Source organism: Haladaptatus rarus (assembly GCF_054177585.1).
Genome location: NZ_JBPEHG010000011.1, coordinates 53759 through 66367, shown reverse-complemented (window position 1 = coordinate 66367; position 12609 = coordinate 53759). Strand labels below are relative to the sequence as shown.

At 60.0% G+C, this 12609-nt stretch carries 9 protein-coding genes and 1 pseudogene; 7 read left to right on the top strand and 3 right to left on the bottom strand.

What is annotated here, in order from left to right:
* Positions 1-8: 8 nt before the first annotated feature.
* Together ACR3FE_RS19825 and ACR3FE_RS19820 are read right to left on the bottom strand one after the other, a co-directional pair.
* Complete coding sequence (locus tag ACR3FE_RS19825) at positions 9-1145, bottom strand: SAM-dependent methyltransferase (RefSeq protein WP_458209256.1); 1137 nt, start codon at positions 1143-1145, stop codon at positions 9-11.
* Positions 1146-1227: 82 nt separating this feature from the next.
* Positions 1228-1812 (bottom strand): DUF7504 family protein, encoded by a 585-nt coding sequence (locus ACR3FE_RS19820; protein ID WP_458209255.1) that lies wholly within the window; start codon positions 1810-1812, stop codon positions 1228-1230.
* Between the two features lie 278 nt (positions 1813-2090).
* On the opposite strand from ACR3FE_RS19820, the gene ACR3FE_RS19815 reads away from it, so the two are divergent.
* Together ACR3FE_RS19815 and ACR3FE_RS19810 are read left to right on the top strand one after the other, a co-directional pair.
* The gene (locus ACR3FE_RS19815) at positions 2091-4844 is read left to right on the top strand and encodes a lamin tail domain-containing protein (RefSeq protein WP_458209254.1); all 2754 of its coding nucleotides are present in this window, start codon (positions 2091-2093) and stop codon (positions 4842-4844) included.
* A 25-nt stretch (positions 4845-4869) separates the two neighbouring features.
* Positions 4870-5166: pseudogene (locus ACR3FE_RS19810) on the top strand (DUF1990 family protein); the annotation flags it as partial.
* Between the two features lie 118 nt (positions 5167-5284).
* Here the strand turns inward: ACR3FE_RS19810 and ACR3FE_RS19805 are convergent.
* Positions 5285-6553 carry an amidohydrolase gene (locus tag ACR3FE_RS19805; protein ID WP_458209253.1) on the bottom strand — a complete coding sequence of 423 codons (1269 nt, stop codon included), beginning with the start codon at positions 6551-6553 and terminating at the stop codon, positions 5285-5287.
* Positions 6554-6704: 151 nt separating this feature from the next.
* On the opposite strand from ACR3FE_RS19805, the gene ACR3FE_RS19800 reads away from it, so the two are divergent.
* From ACR3FE_RS19800 to ACR3FE_RS19780, 5 genes are all read left to right on the top strand, one after another.
* A complete protein-coding gene (locus ACR3FE_RS19800; protein WP_458209252.1) occupies positions 6705-8420 on the top strand; it encodes an ABC transporter substrate-binding protein in 1716 nt (571 codons plus the stop codon).
* An 87-nt stretch (positions 8421-8507) separates the two neighbouring features.
* Positions 8508-9470 carry an ABC transporter permease gene (locus ACR3FE_RS19795; protein ID WP_458209362.1) on the top strand — a complete coding sequence of 321 codons (963 nt, stop codon included), beginning with the start codon at positions 8508-8510 and terminating at the stop codon, positions 9468-9470.
* 7 nt (positions 9471-9477) lie between these two features.
* Complete coding sequence (locus tag ACR3FE_RS19790; protein ID WP_458209360.1) at positions 9478-10476, top strand: ABC transporter permease; 999 nt, start codon at positions 9478-9480, stop codon at positions 10474-10476.
* Positions 10473-11522, top strand: a complete 1050-nt coding sequence (locus ACR3FE_RS19785; RefSeq protein ID WP_458209251.1) for an ABC transporter ATP-binding protein — start codon at positions 10473-10475, stop codon at positions 11520-11522. The genes ACR3FE_RS19790 and ACR3FE_RS19785 overlap by 4 nt, the downstream gene beginning before the upstream one ends.
* Positions 11515-12609 carry an ABC transporter ATP-binding protein gene (locus ACR3FE_RS19780; RefSeq protein WP_458209250.1) on the top strand — a complete coding sequence of 365 codons (1095 nt, stop codon included), beginning with the start codon at positions 11515-11517 and terminating at the stop codon, positions 12607-12609. The genes ACR3FE_RS19785 and ACR3FE_RS19780 overlap by 8 nt, the downstream gene beginning before the upstream one ends.

Here is a 12609-nt window from a genome sequence, read left to right as displayed (position 1 = left end):
CGTTCACCTCACGACTCCAACCGATAGAACCGGAAGAAGAAGTTCTCGATGGGCAAGACATCGAATCGGGAGAAGCCTGCCTCTTCGGCGTACGACTGCAGGGTATCTGCGCGCATCACGGTGCCCGTGGCAGCCGAGGGTTGGTCGGCCATTCCGACCGGCAGACAGTGCAGAACGCTGAATCCGTAGAGGATCGGCTCGATATCGTTGGCCTCCGCGAACGTCTCGCCGGTTCGCTCGTCCATGACGATGACCGTCCCATCGTCACCAGCGAGTCGGCGCATGGTCTCCAGTGCGCCGACGGGATCGGACATGTCGTGGATGCACTCGAATGCGGTCACGAGGTCGTAGTCACCGTCGATCTCGGAATCGGCAGCGTCACGATGATGGATCGTGACGCGCTCTTCGAGACCGGCATCGGCAACGATATCACGCGCCGCCTCCACCGATTCGCGGTCAAGGTCGTACCCATCGACGTGGGCGTCGGGATACCCTTGTGCGATTCCGACACAGGAGTAGCCGAACCCACAGCCGATATCTGCGACCCGGCCGCCATTCTGGAGTCGCTTGTGAACGTCGTCGACTGCCGGGAGCCATTCGGTACCCAGCAACGTCAGGAACGACGCGCGGTTCATTCGGGCCTGCCCTTCGTGGAGATCCGGACTGAATTCTTCGAAGGGGACGCCGTCGCCGACTCGGAACGCATCGACGACGTCGTGTACCGGGAGTACCGACCCGACCACGACTTGCGGAAGTCCTGCGACGTAATCGAGGCTCGCTTCGTCGGTCAGTGCTTCTGCGCGACCCGGTGGGAGGCTGTATCGCCGTGCGCTCGGCGGTGCGGTCTCGTCTTCGACGTCGAGGATGCCGACGACGGCCTGCGCTTCCAGCCACTCTCTGGCGTACCGCTCGTGTGTCCCGGTCTGCTCGGCGAGTGTCTCCGCTGTCGTAGGTTCCGAGTCGGCCAACGCCTCGTAGTACCCCAACTGGTCGCCGAGGTAGGTCGTGAACGTCGTGAACGTCCCGATGCTCGCGTCGAGCAGCTGGTCGATGAACTGTTCTTTCTCGGCTTCGATGGTTTGCTGTGCCATACCGAATCGGACGAGAGCGAGGCCGTTAGCCCCATCTACCGGGAGCGATTCCACGAACGGAAATCCGTTTCACAGGCTGAAACGGGTTACATCTGGAGGACGAAGAGTCGCAGTACGTCGGCCTGAACCCTCGACGTTACTCGACAACGGTATCGAAGAGACTGGTGAGTGTCGCGACCGTCTGGTCGTCGTGAGCGGATGGCGTAATCTTGTAGCAGGCGCGTGCCTCCGCCGTCTGGACACGCCCGATGAGTGTGTGGAGGAACTGGAACGTGGTTTGTACGTCCTTGGTGTACTGTAGGAGCACCGTGAGGGAGTCGAAGCAGACGACGGTCTGGTTCTCGTTTTCCTCCCACTTCGCCAGATATTCGCTGATCTTAATGCCCAGACCGGTGAGATTCGTTGGACTCGCCACCGCCTCGACGATGTCCGGTGACTGTGCTACGGAAGAAGACTGTGATGCGGTCGTGGCAGCAGAACGCATCGAATCCCCGACGTGGACGAAGCCGAGTCGTGCTGGATGATCGCCGACGGACTCGTTCCACCGCTCTAACCACTCGTCAGGGGTTCGAACGTAGGAGACGATGAGAACGTTCGACCGAGCAGGAGGTGTCGAAGTGAGAAAATCGAGACATTTCGACTCTCCGTTGGTATCCAGCGGTGGTGTGTGGACGAGAACGTTCGTCCCACCCGTATCAGATTCCCGGAAACGGTCACTCATGAATTTGTTCGTGTTCGGCTAACACAGCAATTCGATGTCATATAACTCTTTTCATAGCTCGTTTGCCGAAGATACTCCCCCCAGCAGGAGAGGTTTCCTCGGACACGAAAGCATGCGTGTCGAATCCCTTGGAGCGGACAGAGCGGAATCCTCGGAATTGATAGAGCGACGTCGGTGTCGGTGGATTTCGAATTCAAATCTGACAGAGAATCAGTATTTTTAATAAATATAATTTAAGAATCAAACAATTTATCACCGATTACTATCGCCTTTGAGGTATGCGACGGCGACAGTTTGTCAGCATGCTTGGACTCGCAACTGCCGGAAGTGCGACGACGAGCGACTCGATCGATCTCGCACAGGCAGCAACGACAACCATCGATTCCCTCGAATTCGATTCGACCGCGAGTCTCCTCGACAAGAAAGGCCGGAAACTCACCGACGACAGGAATATCGCGGTCTGGGCCGAGAGCACGGCTTCGAACGAGGATTCGGACGGGAACGGGGACGCGACGATCTACAATAGTTCGACCGACATCCCGCTGGTCGCCGTCGATGGCGACGTGGTCGGATTCGGTGCGACACTCGACTCGAACGATGCGAACTTCAAAAGCGGGAACGAGGAGTTCGTCCTCAACGTCTGGGATGCCCATCTCGGTGGTTCCGGGACGATACTCTACGACGAGGGACACGACCAGTACCACAGCTTGAACGACTTCTCGAACATGGCGAACTACGGCGGGGAGAACGGATACACCGTGCAGGCCACCTCGACGTTGGCGTCCGACCTCTCGTCGGCGGATGCGGCGTGGATCACTGCCCCCTCCACGGCGTTCACGTCCTCGGAAAAGCAGTCGCTCGCCGATTTCGTCGCGGGCGGTGGCGTCCTCCTCCTCCACGACCGGGCGGACTATTCGAACTACGACGAGACGGCGAACTTCAACGACATCGCAGACGCACTGTCGCTCGCCTTCCGATTCAACGACGACCAGGTGACCGATGATACGAACAACGCGGGAGTGTACTACAAGCCGACGACCGACCAGTACAACACCTCCTTCGACTACTTCGCCGACCGACCGGGGATGGAGATCGACCCGAACGCGACACACGACGTGGCAGTCATCGACGTGAACGACGGCGACACCGTCGACGTACGCTTCGACAGCGGTCGGGAAGAGGCGGTTCGCATCCTCGGCATCGACACACCGGAGAAAGAACAGTACCAGCGATTCGAGCGTGAAGAGGAGTGGGAAGGAATCGAGAGTCTCGATTACCTCGCCACGTGGGGCGCGAACGCCTCCGATTACGCCATCCAAGAACTCTCGGGAATCCGCATCGACCTCTCGTTCGACGATGCCGAACCGGGTATCTTCGACGCCTACGACCGACTGCTCGGGTACATACATTACGACAAGTCGGGAAGCGGTGTTCGGAACACCTTCTACAACTACGATATGGTACGGGAGGGGTACGCCCGCCTCTACAGCTCGTCGTTCTCGTATCACGAAACGTTCTACGACGCCGAGGCGGACGCGCGGTCGAACTCCTTGCGCGTCTGGACCGACAGCGACCCCTCGAACTCGCCGGAGTATCGCAACCGTGATGCAGACGACCTATTCTTCCCGGAGGCCACGACGGTCAAAACGACCTCCGGCCCGGTGCCCGACAGCGATGTAGCCATCTACGCGGAATCCTCGGCGACCCAATCGACGACCGGTGGATACGACTACGGAAGTGCTGACCTGCCACTCGTCGGTGTCGACGAAACGGCCGGTGTCGCCATCGTCGGCGGACTCGTCATCGACGAGAGCTACGAGCTAGAGGAGGACTTCGCGGTCGATACGTCCACCTACGAGAACTTCGTCGTCCTGACGAACCTCATCGATTACCTTTCGACCCTCGACGGACAGGTGCTCATCGACGGCGGCCACGACCAGTTCAGTGCCGACTACGCGCTCTCCAGCGAAGATGCGGCGTACTATCAACGCCACCTCGAAGGGTTCGACATCGAGTTCGAGCAGGTGAACGAGCTCACCGCCGCGAACCTCTCCCGTGGTCGCGCCCTCATCGTCTCCGCGCCCCCCGAGTCGTTCACGAGTGCCGAACTCGACGCGATCCAGGGACTCGTCGACGACGGTGGTGCAGTCATCCTGCTGGGTGCGAGCGCAGCCCCGGATTCGGCAGTGTCGAACCTAAACACCGTCGCATCCTCCCTCGGAACCGATCTTCGCCTCAACGACGACGACGTCACGGATTCGACGAACAACGTGAACGCCGATTCGTCGCTCCCGACGACGACCCGGTTCAACACTGACTATCCCATCTTCTCGGCATACCCCTCCGTTGGAGGGACGGGGTCACTCGCCATCTCCGAGATCCACGGTGACGCGAGTGGAACCGACTCTGACAATCTCAACGACGAGTACGTCGTCTTCGAGAACACCGATAGCGGCGACCTCGACCTCACCGGATGGACCGTCGAAGACGAAGCGGGGTACACCTACCAGTTCCCGAATGGCTTCACACTCACGCCGGGAGCGACCGTAACGCTCCACACGGGGAGCGGAACGGACACCGACAGCGACCTCTACTGGAACCGTGGGTCGGCGGTCTGGAACAACGACGGTGACACCTGCTACGTGTACGACGACGCTGGGGCACTCATCGCGAAGAAGTCGTACTCCCCTTCGTCCGGCAGCGGTTCCATCGCAGTCAAGAGCGTCCACGCTGATGCATCTGGAAGCGATACGGACAACCTGAACGACGAGTACGTCGTCTTCGAGAATCCCGGAACTGCGGCGCTCGACCTCACCAGCTACACCGTCGAGGACGAAGTCGCGCACACCTACCAGTTCCCAGATGGCTTCTCCCTCGACGCCGGTGCAACCGTAACGCTCCACACCGGCAGTGGCACGGACACGTCCACCGACCTCTACTGGGGAAGCGGTTCTGCGATCTGGAACAACTCGGGAGATACGGTCTACGTCTTCGACGACACTGGAACGCAGGTAGAGGCGTACAGCTACTAACTCGACAGTCGAACTCGTTTCCGATCTGGTTTTTCGGCGCTTCGTATCTGCTCTGCGGTCGCTCTCGAACCATCAACAGCTAAGCGGAATACGAACCAATCGCGGGTATGAGCCTCCTCACGGCTATCGGCATCTTCGTCGTCGGATTCATCTCGGGAACGGTGACACGCTGGTTCGCCGGACTCGCTGCCATCATCGCACTCGTGCTCGTGTTGCTCGGTGGCGTCGCACCCGACCCGGTCAACTCGCTCGTCGGGCACATCGTCCAGCAGTACTACGTCGGGAACGAGCTCCTGTTCATCTCGGGATTCCTGTTCGGCATCGACGCGAAGAAGACGAAAGAGGTCGTCGTGGAACGTCGTTCGAGCAGTTGAGTGGACATGAACCGTCGAGTGGTTTGCTGACAGCAGAGATCATCGCGCGAGACGGCAACCCCGTCTCTACAACCGGCGTATCGTTTCGGCCACGACGCCGACGCCGATGTCGAGCGATTCTTCTTCGATGTCGAATCGTGCGGTGTGGTGGCCGTACGGGTTGCTCGCACCGATTCCGACGTAGGTTGCCTCCCCTCCGTTTTCTTGCACGCGCCTGATAAGATAGGAGGCGTCCTCGCTGCCGCCGATCTCGTCTCGCTCCACGACCTCGGAGACGCCATCGACATCGCGGGCCGCGTCGGCGACCACTGCAGTGATGTCGTCGTCGGCAGTGAACGTGGTCGTCTTGCCGTACAGCCCGGTCTCCACGGACACGTCGTGCATATCTGCCGCGGCGGAAACGATCTGTCGTGCCCGGTCTAGCATGTACTCGTTCAACTCCGCGGAGCCACCGCGCACTTCGACGCGCATCGCCACGTGTTCGGGGATGATGTTCTGTGGATTCGGCGAGTGAACCTGTCCGACGTTGATGCGTGTGACACCGTCACTGTGCCGCGGAATCGCGTAGCAATTCTGGATCGCGGTCGTGGCTGCTTGGAGTGCGTTGCGCCCTTCCTCCGGTGCGCCGCCAGCGTGGCTCGGTTCGCCCTCGAAGGTCACGTCCAGCTTGGCGTTCGAAAGCGGGCGGTCGTATGCCGCGACGACCGTCCCCGTCTCGAACCCGAGGCCAAGGTGGATGGCGACGAAGTGGTCGACATCGTCGAGGAGAGCTGTCTCACTCATCGGCAGGCCGCCACGACCCCCTTCCTCGGCAGGCTGGAAGAACAGTTTCACGGTGCCGTCGAAACCACCGTGCTCGTCGAGTTCGCGGGCGACACCGACCCCGATGGCGGTGTGGCCGTCGTGCCCGCAGGCGTGCATCTCGTTCGGATGCGTGCTGGCGAACCCCTCTCTGGCGGGTCGGTGGTCGTCGTCCTGCGCCTCCGTGCGCTCCAGCGCGTCCATGTCCACGCGGACGCCTACGACCGGCCCCGTCCCGTCGCCGTAGGTCTTCTCTGCGACGAGCCCCGTGATTCCGTCCATCCGGTCGAGATACGTCTCCGGCGCACCTTCCCGGCGTGCTCGTTCGATGGCGGTGCGAACCTCGTCTTCGGGTGGGACGCCGAGACGCTCGTTTCCGGCGACGGCATCTGTTCCCAGATGGAGCGTGAAGTCACCGTCGTCCAGTTCCTCGGCGACGATCGCGGTGGTTCGGAACTCCTTCCATCCAGACTCCGGATGTGCATGGAGGTCACGGCGCAGTTCGACGAGCGATGGTTTGGTAGATTCTGACATGGTGGATGATTCTGTAAAGCACTGTGAAAATTCTACTGGTACCGGTAATGAAAATCAAAACTAGTTTGCAGAAAACACTATCTAGAGCGGATACTATTATAGAACATGGAAAAAGTTTTTGGCTGCTTGGTGACTTGATGAACTACATAGCATGTCAGAACGTGACACGCTGACGTTTGACTTGGACCGGCGTCAGTTCTTGGGTCTTGCAGGAGTCTTATCTGGAACCGCACTCGCTGGCTGTTCGGGTAACACCTCGAACGATTCGTCAGGCGGCGACGGCAACGGCGGGAAGAAAGTACGATTGAACGTCGCTCTTTCTTCGGAGGTCTGGAACTTCGATCCGGCTCTCTGGACCGACACTGCGACCAGCACTATCGGCGGGCTCGTCTACGACGAGGTCATCGAACTCACGCCAAAGAACGAGCTGAAACCGGGACTGGTCGAGAAGGTTCCCGAACCGACGAACGGCGGGAAGGCGTTCGATTACAAACTCCGTAAGGGACTGAAGTTCCATAGCGGCGACGACGTAACGGCCGAGGACTTCAAATATAGCGTCGATTGGATCCTCGACCCGAAGAACAAATCCCCGATCAAAAGTCGGCTGCCGTTCGTTACGGGAACCGAAATCGTGGGCGACCGAACGCTTCGACTGAACTTAGAAAAGCCGTTTTCGACGTTGAACTGGTGGTTGACACGCGGTGTCGAAGGTATCGTCCCGAAAGGGTCGCGTGGGAACGTCGAGAAGGGAAAAGGCCCGAGCGGACTCTCCACGAAACTCACGAAGAACCCGAAAGGCAAGGGCACGGGACCGTTCAAATTCGCCGAATGGAAGAGCGGCAGTCACGTCCTGCTGAAGAAGTTCGACGATTACTGGAAAGACGGCCAGCCGAAGGTAGACGAGATCAAATTCAACTTCATCGGAGAGAACTCCACCCGCCTCGCGAAACTCCGCTCGGGTAACATCGACCTGACGAACAAGGTGCCGCCGAAGGATTTCGAGTCACTGAAGGGGCAACCGAAAATCTCTGCGGAGAGCGTCCCCGGCAACACGACGGAGGTGCTGTACCTCAACCTGATGGAAGCGAAGAACAACCCGATGAGTAACGTCAACAATCGTCGGGCAGTGCTGTTCGGTATCAACGCCCAGGAGATACTCGACGAGGTGTTCCACGGACAGGGAGTCGTCCAGAAAGGCCCGTGGTATCCCGACGACGAGTGGACCTCGCCGAAACTCAAGGATATGAAGATGTATGACCCCAAGAAGGCCAAAAAGGAGCTCGAAAAGGCGGGCAATCCGGACGGGTTCTCGATGGAGATCATGGCGACGAAGGGGTCGTGGTTCAAGGACGAAGCGGTCATCATCCAGAACCAGCTCTCACAGATCGGCATCGACGTGAGCGTCACGACGATGGACAAATCGACGCTGTTCAATCAGGTGTACGGCACGACCGACTGGCACGCGGCGATGGAAGACTGGGGCCAGTCGATCCCCGTGGCGACCTACTGGCTCGACGCCGGGTACGCCGACAACAACCACAACCACAACAACTGGCACCATCCCGCCGACGACCTGAAGAAGCCGTACAAACCGAGTGGCCCACCAGCCCCGAAAGATGCCAAGGGCGACTTCTCGAATGGTCACGAGTGGTTCGTGTCCCGCCTTCGGGAGGCACAGTCCGCCCAGAGCGAGGACAAACAGAAGGAGATCGTCTACGAACTCGAAGAGTACGTCGTCGAGAACGCCATCCAGATCGACATCGCTTACGTGAACAAACTGGAAGCGTGGCGTAACGACGTCGAAGGGTACGACATCGGGACGTTCGAAGACGAGTATCGAACTGTGATGGTCGGCGAAGGGAACTAACCCATCGACTTCGGTCTTTCAGAGATTACATATGCGACAACTTACCACACATCATTTGAGCGGCAGGACGGTGCATCGTCGATGAGTATGGCCCGATACGTGCTGAAACGACTCCTACTAACGATTCCGGTCTTGCTCGGGGTGAGCGTCGTCGTGTTCGGTCTCGTCCATCTCGCACCGGGTGGCCCGGTTCGTGTGATGCTCGGCCCACTCCAGAGCGAGGAGCTCGTCAGTCAGATTCGGGCAGACCTCGGACTCAACCAGCCGCTGTACGTCCAGTATGGTCAGTGGTTGACCAGCGTCGTCCAGGGTGATTTCGGCACGTCGTGGACCGTCCAGCAGGGGACGCCGGTCGGATCGCTCATCGGGCAGCGACTGCCGGTGACGCTCGAACTCTCGATCTTGAGTATGATCCTCGCCATCGCTATCGCTATTCCGGCAGGCATCATCAGTGCAGTCCGACAGAACAGGGCCGCCGACCACGCGGCACGCATCGCTGCACTCGCGGGCATCTCGATTCCTGACTTCTGGCTCGGAATCATCCTCATCATGGTTTTCGCAGTTCAACTCGGCTTTCCGTGGGCGACCGGCGGTTGGGTCCCCCCCTCCGAAAACCTGGTTGCGAACCTCAAACAACTCATGCTCCCGGTCATCACGCTCGGGACGGCGTACTCGGCGCTCATCGCACGGATGATGCGCTCCGAGATGGTCGATACCCTCAGCCAGGATTACATCCGTACGGCGCGGGCGATGGGTGTCAAGAGCCGTGAAGTCGTCCTCAAGGACGCGACGAAGAACGCACTGATTCCAGTCGTGACGGTGATCGGTATCGGTCTCGGTCAACTGATGAACGGGGCCATCCTCACGGAAACCGTCTTCGATCTGCCGGGGGTCGGTCGGCTCCTGATAACCGCTATCGACCGCCGTGATTACCGAGTCATCCAGGCGCTCGTGCTGTTCATCGCGGTCGTGTTCGTCTTCTCGAACCTCATCGTGGACGTATTGTACGCCTATCTCGACCCGCGGATCAGATACGGAGGGGGTGATTGAGATGGCGATGCACGACGAAGGTGGCGACGACATCGAGGCCGGACAGCCGATCAGCGAGCACAACACGCAGTTGGAGATGTTCTGGCAGGAGTTCCGCCGGAACACACTGTCGCTCGTCGGCGGAGCCATCATCGTGTCGATGGTACTGGTCGCCGTGTTAGCGCCGTTTCTGGCACCGCACAACCCGACGACGCAGTTCGACGCACCGGAAGGTGAACACAACCCCTTACCGCCGGGTGCGGAGGTCATCGTAAAGAGCGGCGGGGAGGACGTTGGAACCACCACGGCACACCTCGGAACCGACCATCACGGTCGTGACATCCTCTCGCGGCTTATCTACGGTTTACGAACCCTGCTGACCGTCTCGATGGGTGTCGTGTTCTTCTCAATGCTCATCGGGGTGACCGCAGGCGCTATCGCGGGCTACTACCGCGATAGCTGGCTCGACGAGATCATCATGCGTTTTATGGACGTGTTGTTCTCGTTCCCGAGTCTCATCCTGGCTATCGCCGTCCTCGGCGTTCTGGGTGTCGGGAAGACCGAGTACGGGTCGTTCACCCTGCCGAACCTCGTGAAGATCATCATCGTCATCGGTATCGTCTACATCCCGAGTTTCGCCCGCGTCATGCGTGGCTCCGTGCTGAAGGAGATGGAAGAAGATTACGTGGATGCCGCGAAGGCACTCGGCGCGAGCGACCGTCACATTCTCGTGAAAGATATCATGGTCAACACGATTCCGACGGTCGTCGTGCAGGGGACGCTGTACATGGGAACCGCCGTCCTGGCGAGTGCGGCGCTATCGTTCCTCGGTCTGGGTATCCAGCCGCCGAAAGCCAGTCTCGGCCTGATGCTCTCGAACGCTCGTGGCTACCTCTACAGTGGCGAGTGGTGGTACTCGGTGTTCCCCGGTGCGCTCATCGTCCTGGCCATCCTCGGCTTCAACCTACTCGGTGACGGTCTCAGGGACGCACTCGACCCACGATATACGGAGGAGGGTGCAGAATGAGCGATCCAGTACTCTCCGTGCACGACCTCGTCACCCGGTTCTACACCGACGAAGGGACGGTCAAGGCGGTGGATGGGTCGTCGTTCGACCTCCACGAGGGCGAGACGCTCGGCATCGTCGGTGAATCCGGCTCTGGCAAGAGCGTCACCGCCCTCTCGATCATGAAACTGATAGACGACCCAGGTCGGATCGAGAGCGGCGAGATCCTCTATCGCGGCGACGACCTTCGACACAAATCCGAACGGGAGATGCGCCAGATTCGTGGCAACGACATCGCCATGGTGTTCCAGGATCCGATGACGAGCCTGAATCCGGTGTTCACGGTCGGCCAACAGATCGGGCGGGTCGTCCGAACGCACCACGACGTTTCGGATTCCGAAGCACGTCAACGAGCTATCGAATTGATGGCAGACGTCGGAATCCCGGAGCCGGAGTCACGGGTCGACAACTACCCGCACCAGTTCTCCGGTGGGATGCGCCAGCGGGCGTTGCTCGCGATGGCGATCTCCTGCGACCCGGACATCCTCATCGCTGACGAGCCGACGACCGCACTCGACGTGACCATCGAGGCGCAGATATTCGACGTGCTCGACGACCTCAAAGAGAAGTACGGGATGAGCATCATCCTCATCACGCACGACCTCGGCGTCGTCGCAGGAAGCTGTGACCGCGTCGCCGTCGCTTATGCAGGGCGTATCGTCGAGCGCGCGACCGTGGAAGAACTCTTCGAAAATCCTCGTCATCCGTACACGCGCGGCCTGATGCGATCGATTCCACGGCTGCGAGGCGGTCGAAGCAGACTCACCCCGATCGAGGGGAACGTTCCCAACCTGACCGCGCTGCCCGATGGATGCTCGTTCCACCCTCGCTGTCCGCACGCGACGGAATCGTGCAAGCAGTACGACCCGGAGCTTCGAACGGTCGCACCGGGACGCGAAGCAGCATGTATCCACGCGGCAGGCTACGGGTCGATATCGGGCGGGCCGACGACGGGTGATGGAACCGCCCGCGAAGCTGCTACGGATGGTGGTGAGACGAATGAGTGACGACCCGCTCGTCGAGGTCGATGGCCTGACGAAACACTTCACTCAACGGGGTGGCGTCATCAATCGGGTTCTCGGCAACACGGAGACGGTCAAAGCGGTACAGGACGTGAGCTTCGACATCGACCAGGGCGAGACGTTCGGTCTGGTTGGCGAGTCGGGGAGTGGCAAATCGACCACCGCACGAGCGATCTTGCAACTCGACGAGCCGACCGGTGGTACCGTCCAATACGATGGGATAGACCTCACCAACCTCTCCGACGGGGAGCTAAAACGGATGCGAAAGCAGATGCAGATGGTGTTCCAAGACCCTGCTTCGAGTCTGAACCGGCGCAAGACCATCGGCCAGATACTGAAACAGCCGATGAAGATCCACGACCTGTACGCTGGCGAGCGCGACGAACAGGTGGACGAACTCATGGAGTCGGTCGGCCTCCCACCGCAGTGGTCGAACCGATATCCGCACGAACTGTCGGGTGGGCAACGCCAGCGCGTGGGCATCGCTCGCGCGCTGGCAGTCGACCCCGACTTCATCGTCGCCGACGAACCCGTCTCGGCGCTGGACGTGTCCATCCAGGCGCAGATACTGAACCTGATGACAGATCTCCAGGACGAGTTCGACCTCACGTTCCTGTTCATCGCCCACGACCTGTCCGTCATCAGGCACGTCTGTGACCGCGTCGCCGTGATGTATCTCGGCGAGATCGTCGAGATAGCCGAGACGGACGAACTGTTCGACAATCCACAGCATCCGTACACGCAGGCGTTGCTGGAGGCGATTCCCGAGCCAGTGCCGGAGCTCGCCCGCCAGCGAGAGGTGCTGTCAGGAGAGGTACCATCGCCGATCGAGCCACCGAGTGGATGCTCGTTCCATCCCCGGTGCCCCAAGGCAACGAAGGAGTGCCGAGATATCGACCCGACGCTCGAACAGGTCGAAGGCGCGACGAGCGGGCACCGAGCTGCCTGCATCCACGTCGAGCGATTCGAACCGGGAACGGGACTGGCAGGGGACGACGTGGCTTCCAACGATCGATACAGTGTCGAGTCGTTCGAACAGGCCACTCGAACTGACGGTGGTACAGAAGAGTAG

Excerpts from the sequence above, each read along its gene's own strand:
- ACR3FE_RS19805 (WP_458209253.1), bottom strand. The coding sequence starts at position 6,553 with ATGTCAGAATCTACCAAACCATCGCTCGTCGAACTGCGCCGTGACCTC.
- ACR3FE_RS19795 (WP_458209362.1), top strand. The coding sequence starts at position 8,508 with ATGGCCCGATACGTGCTGAAACGACTCCTACTAACGATTCCGGTCTTG.
- ACR3FE_RS19820 (WP_458209255.1), bottom strand. The coding sequence starts at position 1,812 with ATGAGTGACCGTTTCCGGGAATCTGATACGGGTGGGACGAACGTTCTC.
- ACR3FE_RS19790 (WP_458209360.1), top strand. The coding sequence starts at position 9,478 with ATGCACGACGAAGGTGGCGACGACATCGAGGCCGGACAGCCGATCAGC.
- ACR3FE_RS19815 (WP_458209254.1), top strand. The coding sequence starts at position 2,091 with ATGCGACGGCGACAGTTTGTCAGCATGCTTGGACTCGCAACTGCCGGA.
- ACR3FE_RS19785 (WP_458209251.1), top strand. The coding sequence starts at position 10,473 with ATGAGCGATCCAGTACTCTCCGTGCACGACCTCGTCACCCGGTTCTAC.
- ACR3FE_RS19800 (WP_458209252.1), top strand. The coding sequence starts at position 6,705 with ATGTCAGAACGTGACACGCTGACGTTTGACTTGGACCGGCGTCAGTTC.
- ACR3FE_RS19780 (WP_458209250.1), top strand. The coding sequence starts at position 11,515 with ATGAGTGACGACCCGCTCGTCGAGGTCGATGGCCTGACGAAACACTTC.